Origin of the sequence: Streptomyces sp. NPDC048257 (assembly GCF_043201855.1) — a bacterium.
Classification (GTDB): Bacteria; Actinomycetota; Actinomycetes; order Streptomycetales; family Streptomycetaceae; genus Streptomyces.
Genome location: NZ_JBICZI010000023.1, coordinates 90,653 through 107,190, shown reverse-complemented (window position 1 = coordinate 107,190; position 16,538 = coordinate 90,653). Strand labels below are relative to the sequence as shown.

General features: G+C 71.6%; 15 protein-coding genes. 7 read left to right on the top strand and 8 right to left on the bottom strand.

Annotated features, from left to right (window positions below):
* Window positions 1–116: 116 nt before the first annotated feature.
* On the bottom strand, window positions 117–1,856 hold the full coding sequence (locus ACGFZK_RS30885; RefSeq protein ID WP_393852145.1) for an AMP-dependent synthetase/ligase: 1,740 nt from the start codon (window positions 1,854–1,856) through the stop codon (window positions 117–119).
* Between the two features lie 168 nt (window positions 1,857–2,024).
* Between ACGFZK_RS30885 and ACGFZK_RS30880 the strand changes: the two genes are divergently transcribed.
* Both ACGFZK_RS30880 and ACGFZK_RS30875 read left to right on the top strand, forming a co-directional pair.
* Complete coding sequence (locus tag ACGFZK_RS30880) at window positions 2,025–3,035, top strand: AraC family transcriptional regulator (RefSeq protein WP_393852144.1); 1,011 nt, start codon at window positions 2,025–2,027, stop codon at window positions 3,033–3,035.
* 167 nt (window positions 3,036–3,202) lie between these two features.
* Window positions 3,203–4,366 (top strand): lipase family protein, encoded by a 1,164-nt coding sequence (locus ACGFZK_RS30875; protein ID WP_393852143.1) that lies wholly within the window; start codon window positions 3,203–3,205, stop codon window positions 4,364–4,366.
* A 121-nt stretch (window positions 4,367–4,487) separates the two neighbouring features.
* Here the strand turns inward: ACGFZK_RS30875 and ACGFZK_RS30870 are convergent, their stop codons facing one another.
* The 5 genes from ACGFZK_RS30870 to ACGFZK_RS30850 all read right to left on the bottom strand — a co-directional run bounded on the left by ACGFZK_RS30870 (window position 4,488) and on the right by ACGFZK_RS30850 (window position 9,836).
* Complete coding sequence (locus tag ACGFZK_RS30870; protein WP_393852142.1) at window positions 4,488–5,291, bottom strand: hypothetical protein; 804 nt, start codon at window positions 5,289–5,291, stop codon at window positions 4,488–4,490.
* A gap of 89 nt (window positions 5,292–5,380) precedes the next feature.
* Window positions 5,381–6,280: a hypothetical protein gene (locus ACGFZK_RS30865; RefSeq protein WP_393852141.1), complete on the bottom strand. Its 900-nt coding sequence runs from the start codon at window positions 6,278–6,280 to the stop codon at window positions 5,381–5,383.
* Between the two features lie 50 nt (window positions 6,281–6,330).
* On the bottom strand, window positions 6,331–7,014 hold the full coding sequence (locus tag ACGFZK_RS30860) for an ABC transporter ATP-binding protein (protein ID WP_393852140.1): 684 nt from the start codon (window positions 7,012–7,014) through the stop codon (window positions 6,331–6,333).
* 60 nt (window positions 7,015–7,074) lie between these two features.
* Complete coding sequence (locus ACGFZK_RS30855) at window positions 7,075–7,491, bottom strand: hypothetical protein (protein ID WP_393852139.1); 417 nt, start codon at window positions 7,489–7,491, stop codon at window positions 7,075–7,077.
* A gap of 479 nt (window positions 7,492–7,970) precedes the next feature.
* On the bottom strand, window positions 7,971–9,836 hold the full coding sequence (locus ACGFZK_RS30850) for an AMP-dependent synthetase/ligase (RefSeq protein ID WP_393852156.1): 1,866 nt from the start codon (window positions 9,834–9,836) through the stop codon (window positions 7,971–7,973).
* A gap of 334 nt (window positions 9,837–10,170) precedes the next feature.
* Between ACGFZK_RS30850 and ACGFZK_RS30845 the strand changes: the two genes are divergently transcribed.
* Window positions 10,171–10,959, top strand: a complete 789-nt coding sequence (locus tag ACGFZK_RS30845) for a DUF4190 domain-containing protein (RefSeq protein ID WP_393852138.1) — start codon at window positions 10,171–10,173, stop codon at window positions 10,957–10,959.
* Window positions 10,960–10,978: 19 nt separating this feature from the next.
* Here the strand turns inward: ACGFZK_RS30845 and ACGFZK_RS30840 are convergent, their stop codons facing one another.
* Window positions 10,979–11,827: a helix-turn-helix domain-containing protein gene (locus ACGFZK_RS30840; RefSeq protein ID WP_393852137.1), complete on the bottom strand. Its 849-nt coding sequence runs from the start codon at window positions 11,825–11,827 to the stop codon at window positions 10,979–10,981.
* 544 nt (window positions 11,828–12,371) lie between these two features.
* Between ACGFZK_RS30840 and ACGFZK_RS30835 the strand changes: the two genes are divergently transcribed.
* From ACGFZK_RS30835 to ACGFZK_RS30820, 4 genes are read left to right on the top strand one after another with little or no spacing between them, the layout of a single operon-like run.
* Window positions 12,372–12,845, top strand: coding sequence for a hypothetical protein (locus tag ACGFZK_RS30835; protein ID WP_393852136.1), 474 nt, complete (start codon window positions 12,372–12,374; stop codon window positions 12,843–12,845).
* Window positions 12,842–14,242 (top strand): hypothetical protein, encoded by a 1,401-nt coding sequence (locus tag ACGFZK_RS30830; protein WP_393852135.1) that lies wholly within the window; start codon window positions 12,842–12,844, stop codon window positions 14,240–14,242. Before ACGFZK_RS30835 ends, ACGFZK_RS30830 begins: the two co-directional genes overlap by 4 nt.
* A complete protein-coding gene (locus tag ACGFZK_RS30825) occupies window positions 14,239–14,556 on the top strand; it encodes a hypothetical protein (protein WP_393852134.1) in 318 nt (105 codons plus the stop codon). Before ACGFZK_RS30830 ends, ACGFZK_RS30825 begins: the two co-directional genes overlap by 4 nt.
* Window positions 14,556–14,870, top strand: a complete 315-nt coding sequence (locus ACGFZK_RS30820; RefSeq protein WP_393852133.1) for a hypothetical protein — start codon at window positions 14,556–14,558, stop codon at window positions 14,868–14,870. Before ACGFZK_RS30825 ends, ACGFZK_RS30820 begins: the two co-directional genes overlap by 1 nt.
* A gap of 82 nt (window positions 14,871–14,952) precedes the next feature.
* Here the strand turns inward: ACGFZK_RS30820 and ACGFZK_RS30815 are convergent, their stop codons facing one another.
* A complete protein-coding gene (locus ACGFZK_RS30815; protein WP_393852132.1) occupies window positions 14,953–16,272 on the bottom strand; it encodes a dicarboxylate/amino acid:cation symporter in 1,320 nt (439 codons plus the stop codon).
* Between the last annotated feature and the right edge of the window lie 266 nt (window positions 16,273–16,538).

The following is a 16,538-nucleotide window of genomic DNA, read 5'->3' as shown; positions in this document are numbered from 1 at the left end:
GCCCGCGCCCCCCCGCCCCCCCCCCCCCCCCCCCACACCCCCCCCCCCCCCCCCGCCCCCCCCCCCCCCCCCCCCCCCCCCCCCCCCCCCCCACACACCTCACCGACCCCGCCCGATCAGCCCCCGCCGCCCCCGTACAGCCCCGCTATCTCCCTCGCGTACCGGTCCGCCACCACCCCCCGGCGGAGTTTCAGCGACGGCGTCAGGGTGCCCGCCGCCGGGGTGAAGTCCTCCGGGAGGATGTGGAAGGCGCGGATGCGGGAAGGGCGGGAAAGCGTGGTGTTGGCCTCCGTGACCGCCGCATCGATGAGGGCGTGGACCGCCGGGTGCGTGCTGGGGGCGGGGCCCAGGTCGAGGGCCTCTCGGGCCGCCCACGCGCTGATCTCCTCCGCGTCCAGGGTGATCAGGGCCACCGGATACGGGCGGCGGTCTCCGATCAGGACCGCGCGGGAGACGTAGCGGGAGCGCTGGACGGCGAATTCGACCTCCGTCGGCGTGAGGTTCTTCCCGGCGGAGGTGATGATCAGCTCCTTCTTGCGGCCGGTGATGCGGAGATAGCCGTCGGCGTCCAGTTCGCCCAGGTCACCGGTGTGGAGCCAGCCCGCGGCGTCCAACGCCTCCGCGGTCGCGGCCTCGTTCGCGTGGTAGCCCGGGAACACCATCGCCCCGCGCGCCAGCACCTCCCCGTCCTGTGCGATCCGCACCTCGCAGCCCGCGATCGGGCGGCCCACCGTTCCCTGGCGCGCCGCCTCCGGGTGGTTGATGGAGATGACACCGCCCGACTCCGTCATCCCGTACCCCTCGTACACACGGATCCCGCAGGCCCGCAGGAAGTCCAGGGTCTCCGGGGCGATCGGGGCGCCGCCCGTGAGCACCCACTTGAGCCGGCCGCCGAAGGCGGCCCGGACCGGCGCGTACAGGGACTTGTCGGCGGCCTCGTGCTCCGCCCGGAGCTCCTGCGGCAGTCGGCCGTCCGCCGCCAGCACGCCCACCCGTACGGCCGCCTCGAAGCCTTCCCGGCCGCCCTCCTGCGACTCCGCCAGCGAGAGCACCACCGAGTGCAGCTTCTCGAACAGCCGTGGCACGGACGGCAGATGCGTCGGCGCGACCTCCGCCAGCTCCGCCAGCACGTCCTCGATCCGGCCGCCGAAGTAGCACAGCTCCCCGCCCTCGATCAGCGTCGTGTACTGGATCAGCTGGGCCAGCATGTGCGCGAGCGGCAGGTACAGGTACGTCGAGTCCCCCGGCCCGCCCTTGATCAGCGGGCGGGTGGCGTCCTGGATGGCGCCCAGGTTCCCGTGGGTGAGGCGGCAGCCCTTCGGCAGGCCGGTCGTGCCCGAGGTGTAGACGATCGACGCGTCCTCGCCGGGGGCGACGGCCGCCGCACGGGCCAGCAGTTCGGGCTCCGCGGCCGCGCCCGGCAGCGCGGGCAGTCCGTCCATCAGCACCACCGCCCGCAGGGCGGGCAGTTTCGGCCGCAGGGCCTCGACGCGGGCCGCCTGCCGTTCGTCGTCGCAGACGACGACCACCGCCTCCGAGTCCGCCAGGACCCAGCCGACCTCCTCCTCCCCCGCCGTCGGGTACACCGGTACGAGGACCGCGCCCGCCGCCAGGACCCCGAAGTGCGTGTACGTCCACTGCGGCCGGGTCTCGCCCAGTACGGCGACCCGTTCCCCGGCGGCCACGCCCAGGCCGAGCAGTGCGCGCCCGACGGCCCGTACCTCCGCGCCCAGTTCGCCGTACGTGCGGGTCAGCCAGCCGCCGTCCGGCGACCGGAACCGCAGGGCGGGCTCCGGCCCGTACCGCTCCCCGGTCCACTGGGTGAACACCGCCAGCGTGCTCGGCCGACCGTCCATCGCATGCCCTCCCGCGGGTTGGTGACCTCCGAACCTCCGGACCTCCGACGCTATGCAGCCGGAGGGCCGCCGCGGCATGACCGGAAGAGTCACCCCCGCTGACCCGAGCGCTCATCGGTGTGAGCGCGTCCGTATCGCCCCGCGCCGCGGCGGGCTACCGTCGGATCCATGGGGAGGCGGACGATCACCGTGCACCATGTGCGTGCCCTGCTCGCGGGGGCCCGCAGCAGTGGCATCGACACCGTGCCGCTGCTCCAGGAGGCGCAGATCCCGCCGCTGCTGCTGGGCGACGACCGGGCGCGGATCACGCCCGCGCAGTTCGCCCGGCTCTTCCGGGCGCTGTACCGGACCACTCAGGACGAGTTCCTCGCCCTGAGCGCCGTCCCGAGCCGCCCCGGGACCTTCGCGATGATGTGTCACGCCTCGCTCGGCTGCCGCGATCTGGGCGCGGCCGTGGAGCGTGCGGCGGCCTTCTACGGGCTCTTCCCCGGCGGGCCGGAGCTGGCGCTCGAAGTGGCGGGCGCGGAGGCCCGGTTCACCGTGCGCAACGAGTTCGCCCGGGACGAGGACCGGTTCCTCACCGAGTGCGTGCTCGCCATCTGGCACCGGCTCAGCAGCTGGCTGGTGGGTCGCCGCATCCCGCTCGCCTACGCCGCCTTCCGCTATCCCCCGCCGCCGCACCGGGAGGAGTACGCGACGCTCTTCGACTGTCCGGTGCGCTTCGGGGAGGACCGTACGGGCGCGGTCTTCGACGCGCGCTGGCTGACCGCGCCGCTCGTACGGGACGAGCCCGCGCTCGACGCGATGCTCCGCCGCGCCCCCTTCGACCTGCTGTCGCGTCCGGAGTACGGGACCACGGTCGCGGAACAGGTACGCCGCACCCTGACGCAGCGGCTGCGCACGTCGCCGCGGCTGCCCGCGCTCGGTGAGGTGGCGGCGCGCCTCGCGGTGTCCCCGGCGACGCTGCGGCGCCGGCTCCAGCAGGAGGGGACGTCCTTCCAGCAGCTGAAGGACCACGTGCGGCGGGACGCGGCGATCGCGGGCCTGGCGGAGAGCGGCGAGCCGATCGCGGAACTCGCGGCCCGGCTGGGCTTCTCGGAGGACACGGCCTTCCACCGGGCCTTCCGCCGCTGGACGGGGACGACTCCGGGGGCCTACCGGATCGCCTCGGGCGGCTAGGGCATCTCTTCCGGATCTTGCCGGGCCCGGAGTCGTCCCCGTCCGGCACGGGGTGCGAGGCCGGGTCAGGAAAGGTGAGCTGCGCGGTCAGCGACCTCCCTACCGGTCGGTCACTACCTTCACCTCACCTACCCCCCGCACGGAACGAGCCCCTGGGAGAGCCGCCCATGCGTTTCCGAAGCACCCCCCTCGCCACCGTGACCGCGCTCGCCGCCCTGGCCGCCTCGGCAGCGATCCCCACGGCCACCGCCGCCACCGCTTCCGCCGCCACCGCCGCCCCGGGTGATGTCGTCAGCAGCGCCCCCTCCGCCTTCCACCCGCTGCCCGGCCAGCCCACCGGCACCAAGGCCTGGAAGATCCACTACCGCTCCACCACCGCCGACGGCGCCCCGAACGTCGTCTCCGGCACCGTCATCGTTCCGCAGGACGGCCGCACCGGCCCCCGCCCGCTGATCACGTACGCCGTCGGCACGGTCGGCATGGGCGACTCCTGCGCGCCGAGCAACAACCTCCCGTACGGCACCGCCATGGAGGCCAACCTCATCCAGCAGCTCACCCTGCGCGGCTGGGCCGTGGTCGTCACCGACTACGAGGGCCTCGGCACCCCGGGCGTCCACACCTACACCGTGGGCCCCTCTGCCGGGCACGCCGTCCTCGATGCGGCGCGCGCCGCCCAGCGGCTGCCCGAGGCGGGCCTCTCGGCGACCGGCCCGGTCGGCATCATGGGCTACTCGCAGGGCGGCCAGGCCGGCAGCTGGGCCGCCGAGCTGCAGGGCTCGTACGCCCCCGAGCTCCAGGTCAAGGGCACGGCGACCGGCGGTGTCCCCGGGGACCTGCTGAAGGTGGCCGAGTTCAACAACGGCTCCTACGGGGCCGGGCTCATCTTCATGGCGGCCGCCGGGCAGGACGCGGCCTTCCCGGAGCTGAAGCTGGACTCCTACCTCAACCCGGCGGGCCGGCTGCTGGTCAACGGGATGAAGGAGAACTGCGTCGCGATCGACGCGATCGCCGGCTCCTTCAAGCGGATCTCCGACCTGACCACGCGCGACCCGCTCGCCCAGCCGGACTGGCGGGCCCGGCTGAACCAGAGCCGGCTCGGGGGGACGGCCCCGGCCGCGCCGGTGTACCAGTACCACGCGCTCGCCGACGAGTTGATCCCGTACGGGGTGGGCCGCCGGCTGCGCTCCGACTGGTGCGCGCGGGGCGCGAACGTCGAGTTCGACACGGTGTGGGTCGGTGAGCACGTCAGCGGCGTGATCACGCACTCCCTGGCGGCCGGGAACTGGCTGGCGGACCGCTTCGCCGGGCGCCCGACCCACGCCAACTGCTGATCGGCCGGGCCGGGTCCACTCCCCGGCCGGGCAGGACCGGGTGCCGGACGGCAGGCGCCCGTACAGGAGGAACGGTCGACGTCCCCCGGACCGGGCCAGGTGGCCCGGTCCGGGGGACGGTCTAGTCGATGGGGCGGAGCACCCGCTCCGAGCGGAGCAGCAGTTGAGCGAGCAGGGCGAAGGCCACGGTACAGACGGCGACAAGGGCCGCACTGACCCCCGGCGAGGGCTGCGGGGAGACCTGGACCCAGAAGTAGAAGCTGTATTGGGCCTCACCCGGGAGGGCCATCAGGTTGGAGATCCACGCGTGCGGGAGGAAGGGGCCGATCGGGAGAAGCAGCAACGGGGCGGTCACGAGCCACGGGCCGGCTCCCAGCGCCAGGGTGCCGATGGAATTGCGGAGGAACGCCGCGGCGCACCACCCGACCGAGAGATACAGCGCCTGGCCCAGCAGGGCACCGCCCATGGCGGTGAGCGCCTCGCCCCAGTCGGCCGATCCGGCATCGAGCACGCCGCTCGCGGACCCTGCATCGAAGGCGTTCGGCGGCAGTGCCGGAGTCGGCCGGAGTACGGCCATCCCTCGCATGACGATCCAGAGGGTCAGGCCGTTCACCACCTGCACCACGGCGAGGAACCCGAGGGCGGCGCAGAGCCTCCGGCCGTACAGCACGTACGTGCGGTGTTCGTACAGCCGGAGCGCACCCCAGGTGCCGCTCTCGATGAACTGGGCCACCCCGATCGTCACGATCACCGTGGCGAGGAGGAGGCCGCCCAGGGTGGCCGACTGCCACGCTGCGGCCCGCAGCGCGGACGCGGGTTCGACAAGGGCCGCCACGGTCGGGTGCTGGTACCCGAACGCCGCACCGCCCCACCACTTCCGGGCGCCTGCGGCTGCCGTGGCCACGGCCAGCAGAGCGCCGGTCACGTACACCGGGGGAACCCAGAGGGCGCGGAGTTCGCCCCTCCAGGCGACGCTCCGCCGATACCGCGCACGCTCTCTCGCTGTACTCCGACTCACACCAGGTCCCTCGTCCGAGCACGGCGCTGAAGGAAGGTCCAGAGCAGGGCGATGCCCAGCAGCGTCGGTACGGCCCTGAGGACGGCGGGCACCGTCGACGGGGCAGTGAACACCCAGAAATGGTCCCAGACTCGATCGAATCCACTGAAGCCGACGATGTCGGGCAACGCTCCGCCGGGCAACCAGGCACCCACGACCGGCGTACCGGCGGTCTGCACCACGAGCACCAGGAGCAGGAAGCCCGCGAGGGAACTGCGCAGGGGCAGGCGGACGAGGGCGGCGAGGGCCACGGCTGTGGCGACGGCGGCCGCCAGAACCGCAGCGCCCGCGACGAGGACCGTGGCCGTCTCGGCCAGGACCTCGCCGAGCGCACCGGGACTCGGCAGCGGAAACGCCGAGCGGGTGTAGAGCATGCCGACGGCCGCCGTCACGGCCGACGAAACGGTCACCAGGGTGAGCATCCACATCCACACCGCAGCCGCCTTGGCGGACAGCAGGCGGCTGAGACGGGCCTCGTAGAGCAGGCGCGGCACGATGCTTCCCCGGCTCCACTCACCCGCGACGAAGAACGCCGCCACGAGGATGACCAGTGCCAGTCCCGGGATGGACGCCGCGAGCTTCATCGTCCAGATCAAAGAGGCGACGGGGTGCTGCCCGTTGGCCGCCCTGCGGCCGTGTTCGGTGAAGTTCACCTCGTACTGCTGCAGGGTCTTCAGCTCAAGGGGAACGCTTTTCAGGCAGAGGGCTTTCTGCTCAGGGCTGTTCAGCCCCGTGTCGCACCCCTGCTCGACCGTCTCGATGTTGCTGCGGACGTTTCTGAGACTCTCCGACGCGGAGCTCTGACTGCCGAGTGCGCAGTAGAGGGATCCGAGCACGAAGAGAACGGCGAGCGTCATCCCCAGGGGATGACGGCACAACCGGCGGTACTCACCGAGGATCAATGACCTCATCGGGAGCCTCCGCCGCGCTGACCGACCAGTCCGAAGAACCAGTTCTCGAAGGCGTCGGGTCCGCTGTCGGGGTCATATCCGAGTTGTTCCAGCGTACCGGCGGCCGCCACACGACCATCGGCCACCATGATCACGCGATGGCAGATGCGCTGGATCTCGTCGAGTTGATGGCTGGAGACCAGAACGGTGGCTCCACGGGCCGACTCCTCGGCGATGACGCGACGGACCATCCGCAGACCCTCCGGGTCGAGGCCGTTCGTGGGTTCGTCGAGGATGAGCAGGTCCGGCCTCTTCAGCAAGGCCGCAGCGATGGCCAATCGCTGCCTCATGCCCTGGGAGTAGGTGCCGACCCGCTTGTCGGCCGCATGCGCGAGACCCACACGGTCGAGCACCGCTCCCGTGCGGCCGCCGTCGGGGCGCCCCGCGCTTTCGAGCAGCATGCGCAGGACCGCCCGGCCCGTGAGCCAGCGGGGGAAGGACGGCGCGTCGAGTGCGGCGCCGATGCGGGCGAGCTGCGCGGGGCGCATCGGCAGCGGCTCCCCGAACAGGTGGATGTCACCGGAGCTCGGCAGCGCGAGCCCGGTCATCAAACGCATGAGCGTGGTCTTGCCGGCACCGTTGAGGCCGAGGAGGCCGACGATTTCGCCGGCCTCCAGGCTCAGACTGATCCCGTCCAGCACGGAGTGCCGCCGGAATCTCTTGGTCACTTCGCGACAGGAAAGGACAGTCATTGTGTGCGCTTACTTGTTGTAGTTGACGCGCCCGTCGGAGAACACCCAACCCGGCGTCGACGCGATGGCCATGTAGAAGCTACCCGAATTGGAGCTGCTGAACGACTTCCAGAAGATGGAGTTGTCGCACGACCAGTTCAGGTGAGCCACATAAGCGTCCGGCAGGAATGAAATGTCGCGATTGAAGTCGTATCCGACACGGACACCATTGGACGCATTACCGGCGCTCGTGGCGCAGTGGTCCTGCGTGGCCGCCTGCGAGCCCGAACCGGCAGTCCAGCGACCCGTTTCGGCGCCCACACCCTCGTTGTTGAACGAGAAGTTCTTGTTGTAGCTATACGCCGCATTGGCGGCCGGCGCCAGGGCGCCGACCAGGGTGGCGGCAAGCGCACCGGTGACCAGCGCGGACTTGGTACGAGAATTCATGAAAAAAAATACCCCTCGGGCGGACGGAGCAATGCGCCCCGTCGACAGAATGCCATCTTCTTACGAAGATCATAAACCAGTCAAGCGGCCGGGCCTGGCTCAAAATCCCCCCAGTCCCAGCCGCCTCCCCCCGCACCGGAGGTGCGAACACAGCCATTCCCACAAGCAATCAACCGAACCCGGTAAAAACGCGAATTTCACGGCGACGGCGAGGAATGGAGGTTGCAGTGGCCACCTTCCCGCTTCGGCGGGCCCCGGCCGGTCCGGCGCGGTCGGCGGACTCCGACCTCGTGGGCGCGCGGTGCGCGGGCCCTGGCGCCGTACGATCCCCGTCTGACGAGCATGGACATGCTAACGCAGCGTCATGCGGGCTGCTCCGCACCCGGCGGCCGATCACAACCCGTTACACCAGCCCGACTTGGAGGCCCCGCGGGGCCGTTCGGCCGGACGCCCGTACGCCCGCCGCGGGCGCCGCACGTTCAGCCCTCCCGCGGTCCCCGGTACAGCTCCTGGATCCGGTCCGCGTAGTCACGGGCGATGGCGCTCCGCCTGAGCTTGAGCGACGGGGTGAGGTGGCCGCGCGCCTCGGTGAAGTCGCCCGGCAGGACGGCGAAGCGGCGGATCGACTCGGCCCGCGAGACCAGCCGGTTCGCCTCGTCCACCGCCCGCTGGAGGTCCGCCCGCAGCGCCTCGTCCCGCACCAGCTCGCGCATCGGCATGTTCTGCTTCTTGTGCATCTGGCGCCAGTGCTGGAGCCCGTCGGGTTCCAGCGTGATCAGCGCGGTGATGTAGGGCCGGTTGTCGCCGACGACCATGCACTGGCCGACCAGGGGATGCGCCCGCAGCCAGTCCTCCAGCGGTGCGGGGGCCACGTTCTTGCCGCCGGAGGTGATGATCAGGTCCTTCTTGCGGCCGGTGATGGTGAGGTACCCGTCGGCGTCGAGTTCGCCGATGTCGCCGGTGGCCAGCCAGCTCCCGTGCGGGGCCGCTTGCGCCGCGTTCCAGTAGCCGGCGAAGACGTGGCCGCCGCCCAGCAGGACCTCCCCGTCCTCCGCGATCCGTACGGCCGTGCCCGGCAGCGGCCAGCCGACGGTGCCGAGGCGGGGCCGCTGCGGCGGGGTCACGGTGCTCGCGCCGGTGGTCTCCGTCAGGCCGTAGCCCTCGAACACCTCGATGCCCGCGCCGGTGTAGAAGGCGGCCAGGCGCCGGCCCAGCGGTGATCCGCCGCTGAGGACGTAGCGGACGCGGCCGCCGAGCGCGGCCCGGATCCGCCGGTAGACGAGCGGGTCGTACACGGACCGGGCGAGGCGCAGCACGAGGCCGGGGGTCTTGCCCTCGGCGGTCTCGGCGAAGCGCTGCGCGATGCGCGCGGCGCGGTCGAAGGAGGAGGCGCGGCCCATCTTCTCCGCGGTGGCCCGGGCGGTGTTGTAGACCTTCTCCAGAACGTAGGGGATGGCCAGGAGGAAGGTGGGGCGGAAACCGGCGAGGTCGGCGAGGAGGTCCTCGGTACGGATGCTGGGTGCGTGGCCGAGTTTGACGCGGGCCCGCATGCAGCCGACGGCCACCATCCGCCCGAACACGTGGCTGAGCGGCAGGAACAGCAGGGTGGAGGCGGGGTCCTTGCTGAGGGACTTGAAGACGGGGTGCAGCAGCTCCACCGAGTTGTCCACCTGGGCGTAGAAGTTGGCGTGGGTGATCACGCATCCCTTGGGCTGCCCGGTGGTGCCGGAGGTGTAGATGAGGGTCGCGACGGAGTCGGGTGTGCGGGTGGCCCGCCGGTTGTGCACCACCGCGTCCGGTATGCGTTCCCCGGCCTTGACCAGCCGGGCGACCGCGCCGGTGTCGAACTCCCACAGGTGGGTCAGCCAGGGCAGGTTGCCCCGGTCGGCGCTGATGAGCCGGGCCTGCGCGGTGTCCTCGACGGCGCAGGCCACGGCCCCGGAGTCCTGGATGATCCAGCGCGCCTGGAGGGCGGAGGAGGTCGGGTAGATCGGTACGGTGACCAGGCCGGCGGCCCATCCGGCGAAGTCGAGCAGGGTCCACTCGTAGGTGGTCCGGGCCATGATGGCGAGCCGGTCGCCCTCGCGGAGCCCTTCGGCGATCAGGCCCTTGGCCACGGCGAGCACCTCGGCCGCGAATTCGGCGGCCGAGACGTCGCGCCAGGTGCCGTCCCGGTCCTTGCGGGCGAGCACCGCCTCCGCCGGAGCCTCCCGGGCGTTGTGGAAGGGGAGGTCTCCGAGGGTGCCGCGGTCCGGCGGTCCCGCGAGCGCGGGCACCCGTACCTCACGCACCACTCCATCGATCACGGTCTTGACGGGTTGTACCGGCGCTGCGGGCCTGACCAGCCTCAACTCGGGTGCCACGGTCCACTCTCCTCGGCTCGGCGCAAGCGTTACCGCCGGTAATCTACGGAGCGGTAACCGGCCCGGCCAGCCCCTGCGGCCGTTCTTCACGGACGCTCCACGCCACCACCCCACACCCCCGGTCGCCGCCGGCCGCGCCGCGGGAGTGGTTCAGCCGCCCGGAGGCCTGTCCGCCCGGGGCCGGGCAGGCCACGGGCTGTCGGCGCCGGCAGGTAGCGTAGGGGCGGCGTAAAGACCACGGGCAGGCATGCGTCGGTGCGTTGCGACTGCCGGGCCGTTGTTGCGTCCCACCCTCTGAGCAAGGAGCTCCACACGCATGTCCATACCACCGCAGCCTCCGTCGTCCCCCGGCCCGTACGGCCAGCCCGGACCGTACGGGCAGCCGGGGCAGCCCGGCCCCGCGCCGTACGGCGCCGGACCGCAGGCCTGGTACCCCCCGCAGCCGCAGAAGACCAACGCGCTGGCCATCGTGGCGTTCGTGATGTCGATCGTCTGCGCGCTGCCGCTGGTCCCGCTCATCCTCGGCTTCATCGCCCTCTCCCAGATCAAGTCCCGCGGTGAGAAGGGCAAGGGCCTGGCCATCGCGGCCATCGTCATTCACGGCGCGACCATCGCGCTCTACGGCATCTTCATCGCCCTCGGCCTCTCCGGAGCGCTGGACGACAGCACCACGAAGAAGCGCGACACCGGCGGCCAGGTCACCGCGCCGGTCGCCGGCGGCGTGAGCGACATCAAGACGGGCGACTGCTTCAACACGAGCGACGACCTGTCGAAGTACGACGACGAAGGGGGCAGCCAGGCGGCCCTCTCGGTGCGCATCGTGCCCTGCGACCAGCCGCACAAGGGCGAGGCGTACTCCGTCTTCGACCTGGAGGGCGGGCTGTACCCGGGCGAGGAGAAGGTCGTGGCCATCGCCGAGGAGAAGTGCGGCGGCACCGCGCTCACCTCGTACGTGGGCAAGGACGCGAAGGTCTCGGACAAGCTCGAGGTCTACTACTACTACCCGCAGGCCACCACCTGGATCAGCGGCGACCGCGAGGTCACCTGCTTCATCGGCGACCCCACCGGCCCCACCACCGGCTCGATCCGCACGACGGGCTCCTGACCCCCTCCCGCCCGGCCGCTCAGGCCGCCGCCGCGTTCAGGGCGGGCGGTGGGCAGTCGCGGCAGCGGCCCGGGTGGGGGGCGCGGAAGGCGCGGTCGCAGCAGTCGCAGGTCTGGAACGGGTCCGGCCGTTTGGCATCCCGGGTCGGTGGGGCCACGGGCATCGGGGGCAGCCGGGGCGGGATCAGCCTGGTGAGGCGGTACGAGACGACGGACGCGGGGTTCCGCAGGGGCTCGGGGAGGTTCGCGGACAGGGCCCGCGCGACCGCTTCCGGTTCGATCCCGCGCTCCAGCCAGGCATGGGCGTCCGGCGCGAGCCGCCGTACGTCGCGCTCGGAGAGCAGGAGCCGCGGGTCATAGCGCCGTAGCCCGGCGAGCAGTTCGACCGCCCCGGGGTGCGCGCGCAGGTGCGGCGCGGCCGCGGGCGGGGCGACGGGCTCCGGGTCCGATGCGGGCTCCGGGTCCGATGCGGGCTCCGGCTCCGGTGCAGGTTCCGGCTCCGGTGCGGGCTCCGGGTCCGGCTCCGGTGCGGCTTCCCGGTCCGGCGGCGGAGGGGGCGGGGGCAGCGGCGGAGGGGGCGGAGTGGGCCCGCCCCGGGCGGCCTCCGGCTTGTTGTACGAGTACGTCCGGGTGACCACCTGCCCGGTCTCCAGCCGCTCGCGCCGCCGCTCCAGGTAGCCGTGCCTCTCCAGCTCCCGCAGGGCGGAGCCGATTCGGATCTCCCCCTCGGGGAACCGTGCGGTGAGCGCCCTGATGCCGACGGGACTCCCGGCGGGCAGCGACTGGATGTGGGCCGCGACCCCGATCGCCGTCGCCGACAGCTCACGGTGCTGGAGGAGGCGGTTGCAGACCACCGTGTAGTGACTCACGTGCCGCGCATTGACGTGGATGACGCCGGTTCGGGTGGTCCCGGCGGGAACCCGGGACGAGGCGCGCGGCGGCGCGCTAGGGTGCTCAAGAGCCATGGGGAAGCAGCTACTTCCTACGATGGTCAGGCCCTCGACCGGGATGCCAGTCCCGCCGGGGGCCGTCTCATGTCTGCGGTTGTCGGGGCGAGCATATGCCAGCCAACCCGTGGTAAATCCAGTCCAGTTGGCACGATTCACCCGTCCGAGCGACGACGGCCGGTGGGGTGGGGTGGGTGGGTACTTTCCCCCGGTTCTTTGGCTCTTTATGCGTGTAGGCACGCCGCGTCGCGGCGCCCCGCGATCCGGCCGACGGCATGCGGGCGCGGGCGACCCGGCTGGACGGGGCCGGCCCCGGAGTCCGGGCAACCGGGCCCGGGGAAACGGGCCCCCGGTCCGCCGCCGGAACCGTACGACCGGCTTCCGCGTCCCGTTCCATATCGGCTCCGCGCGGGTCCATCCGCGGAGATCCCCGTATTAGCATGGACATGACCAGCTGATTCTGGCCATGTCCAGTTATCAACTCTCCAGGGGATACATGTCGTTCGACGCGGAGTGGGCTCAGCACAAGGCCACCGCCCTCGCACAGCAGTCACCCGCCATGCGGCTCAACCACGCGCCCTCCGACGGTGGCCCGCCCGGGGCGCCGGCCGGAAGTCTGGTCGCCGGGGCCTCGTCCATCAACGGCAACGCCAATCTCCTGATCGAGATCGCCGCGCTCCTGCACGAGGGCCGGCCCGACGGCGACGCCGGCACCATGGCCCGGGCACCCCGCGCCCACGTCGACGTCTCGGCGGAGGTCCTGCGCTTCGCCCGGTTCGCCGACGACCAGTTCAAGGACACGGTCAACCTGTTCGCCGCCCTGGCCACCCGGCTGAAGACGACCGGCACCGACTTCGCGCAGGTGGACGACGGCACGGCCCGGTCCTTCCTCGGCAACCTTCTCTCATCGGGGCAGTACGTGAAGCCGGAGTCCAAGTGAGCGGGCTGAGCCACCGCAAGGACGTCGAGTTCCTGGAGGAGTGCAACCCGGCGCTGGTGGAGCGCAACGCCGCCGAGTTCAAGCGCCTGCGCGATCTGCTCGTACAGGCCGAGGAGCCCGCCCGGCGCGCCGAGACCGGTACGCAATGGCACAGCGACGGCAGCCACACCTACACCTCGCGCCTCTCCGAGGCGCGGCAGCTCGTGCAGCACATCGCCGAGGGGTACGACAAGGCGGCGAGTGCCCTGCACGCGTACGCGGCGGCCCTGACGACCGCCAAGTCGCACTACGCGAACGGGAAGGGCTCCGAGCGCAAGCTCGCGGCGCTGATCGCCACGAAGGGCACCGCGATCACCCGCACCGCGCAGGAGGCGGAGCCGATGCGCCAGTGGGAGGACATGCGGGCGACGACCGGATTCCTCGACGGTCTCGCCGAGCTCACGATGGACGTGGACGACATCCGCGACGAGGCGAACCGCCTCCACGACGACGCGGGCGGCAACTTCCGGCTGGCGAAGACCGCCGAGCAGGAGGCCCGCAGCGTCTGCGTCCACGCGCTGAAGCAGGCGTACGAGCTGCTGCCCGAGTTCAGGCTGAAGGGAGGCGCGGGCGGGGTCGACATCTACGCGGCCATGGCCGACATCCGCCGCGAGGCCGCGGAGGCCCGCGCCAACCCCCTGACCCACCTGCCGGGCAGCGGCCCCAAGAAGGACGTGCCCGGTCCGGTCGGGCCGGACACCCCGGTGTCCCCGCAGCTCCGCGACATCCGGATGCGGGTCGCGGGGCTGCCGGACGCCGCCGACAACTACTGGGTCCCCCTGGTCACGGACGGCATGCACGCGGACTGGATCTCCCAGAACAAGGAGATCCTGCGGGCGGCGGCGAGGAACGCGGGCCTGCCGGAAGAGCTCGTCGCGGGCGTGGCCTGGCAGGAGATCGGCGGCTACCAGCCCGGCCTCGTGGACGACGTGACCGGCACGATCCGTGAACAGGCCGCGGCTCCGTGGGGCCTGAGCCCGGTCATCCCCGAGAATCTTCCGTGGCGGCTCGGCGGGAAGCTGGACGAGACCTCGTACGGGCCGATCGCCATCCAGCTGCGGCGCGGCGCCGAAGTGCTCGGCTACGATCCGGCGAACCTCACCGACCATCAGCGGACCCTGGTGGAAGAGGCCCTCCAGGACCCCAAGCAGAATGCATTCATAGCGGCCGGGTTCCTGGCCCAGATCAAGGCGGAGAGCGGTCTCGCCGACGTCCCGGCCGATCGGATGACGGAGGCCCAGATGCGGGAGATCGCCGCCCGCTACAACGGCGGTCCCTACTGGGATCTCCCCAAGGCCCAGGGCTACGGTGACCGGTTCGTCGGGAACCTCGGCCAGGCGAAGGACGCAATGCGATGACGTACCCCCGCGAGAGCATCGACCTGCCCGAGGACCGGGGATGTCTGCGGTGGGTGCTGGGCGTTCCGCTCGGCATCATCCACCTGATGAACGGCATCGCCGTGTTCGGAGCCCTGTTCGCCGGACCCCGGGGCGAGTGGGACGACCAGGGATACGAGGGCGTCAGCGCGATGTGCCTGGTCTCCGTCGCCCTGAGCGTGCTGGGCCTGCTGATCACCCTCGTACCGGGCGTGCGCCGGGCGATGGGCCCGTGGTGGTTCGCCCCGCCCCTCGTCCTCGGGCTGATCGCGTTCGTCCGCGGGGCGACTCTCTGATGGGGGCCGCCCGCGAGAGCATCGACCTGCCCGAGGACCGGGGCTGCCTGCAATGGGTGCTCGGAATCCCGCTCGCCCTCGTCTACCTCCCGGCAGTGCTCGGCTGTTACGCCGCCCTGGCGATGCGGCCGGGGCCGCACGACGAGGTGCTGCGCGAGGACGTCCGGTTCATCGCCGGCTGCTCGGTGTCCCTGTGTCTCGTGGGACTGCTGATCACCATCACCCCCGTGTTCCGGCGGACCATGGGCCGGTGGTGGTTCGCCGTGCCGTTCCTGCTGGCGTCGGTCGCGTACGTCCGCGCGCAGACGGTCTGACGGCAGGGGCGGACGCCGCACGAACGCCGCAGCCCCCGCCCGGACGGGGGCGGGGGCTGCGGCGCGGTGCGGCAGGCGCGGGTCAGGCCGCGATCACGACCGGCTCGGCAGCCGGGGCCGGCTCGTCCAGCGGCGAGGCCGAGGCGGAGGCGTAGGCCTCCTTGTCCAGGATTCCCTCGCGGGCCGAGACGATGACCGGGACCAGGGCCTGGCCGGCCACGTTGGTGGCGGTGCGCATCATGTCCAGGATCGGGTCGATCGCCATCAGCAGGCCGACGCCCGCGAGCGGCAGGCCCAGCGTGGAGAGGGTCAGCGTCAGCATGACGGTGGCGCCCGTCAGACCGGCCGTGGCGGCCGAGCCGATGACCGAGACGAAGACGATGAGCAGGTACTCCTTGATGCCCAGCTGCACGTCGAAGATCTGCGCGATGAAGATCGCGGCGAGCGCCGGGTAGATCGCGGCGCAGCCGTCCATCTTGGTGGTGGCGCCGAACGGGACGGCGAAGGAGGCGTACTCCTTCGGGACGCCGAGGCGCTCGGTGACCTTCTGGGTGACCGGCATGGTGCCGACCGAGGAGCGGGAGACGAAGGCGAGCTGGATGGCGGGCCAGGCGCCCTTGAAGAACTGGATCGGGTTGACCTTGGCGACCGTCGCGAGCAGCAGCGGGTAGACGCCGAACAGCACGAGGGCGCAGCCGATGTAGACGTCGGCGGTGAAGGTCGCGTACTTGCCGATCAGGTCCCAGCCGTACGTGGCGATGGCGGTGCCGATGAGGCCGATGGTGCCGATCGGGGCGAGGCGGATGACCCACCACAGGGCCTTCTGGAGCAGCTCCAGGGCGGACTCGGCGAGGTCGAGGACCGGCTTGGCCTTGGCTCCGAGCTGGAGGGCGGCGATACCGGCGACGACGGCCAGGAAGACGATCTGGAGGACCTTCAGCTCGGTGAAGGGCGTCACGATGTCGGTCGGGACGATCCCGGTCAGGAAGTCGATCCAGGAGCCGGCCTTCTTGGGGTCCTTGCCGTCGGCGGCGGTGAGGCCGGTGCCCGAACCGGGGTCGGTCAGCAGGCCGATGCCGATGCCGATGCCGACCGCGATCAGCGACGTGATCATGAACCAGAGCAGCGTGCGGGTGGCGAGCCGCGCGGCGTTGTTCACCTTCCGCAGGTTGGTGATCGACACCAGGATCGCGAAGAAGACGAGCGGGGCGATGGCCAGCTTCAGCAGCTGGATGAAGATGTCGCCGACCTTCTCCAGGGTGGTGCCGAGCCAGCTGATGTCCTGGCTGCGGGCTATCCAGCCGAAGAGGACACCGAGGGCGAGACCGGCGACGATCTGGGCCCAGAAGGGGAACTTGAACGAGGCCTTGGCGGGGGCCTGGGGGGTCGCGGACACGGACACTCTCCGGAGGTGGCGCACGTAGACAGGGGGGAGGTACTGCGGGGTGAAGCGGTGCGGCAGCAGCCAGGAAGGGCCGGCCGGGACGGCTGCTGTATCGATTCAGCTCAACAGCAACAGGCCGCGGACGCGCGGCGGCAGAGGTCGACGTGCAGGCGCATCACGAGCGGAACGCTCGTGATCATGGGGTGCGCAGCTGTGGTCAACATGTTCAACACGCTAACACTTCCCCTTTGAGAATCTCAAAGGGGCACTTTGAGACAGCGGCC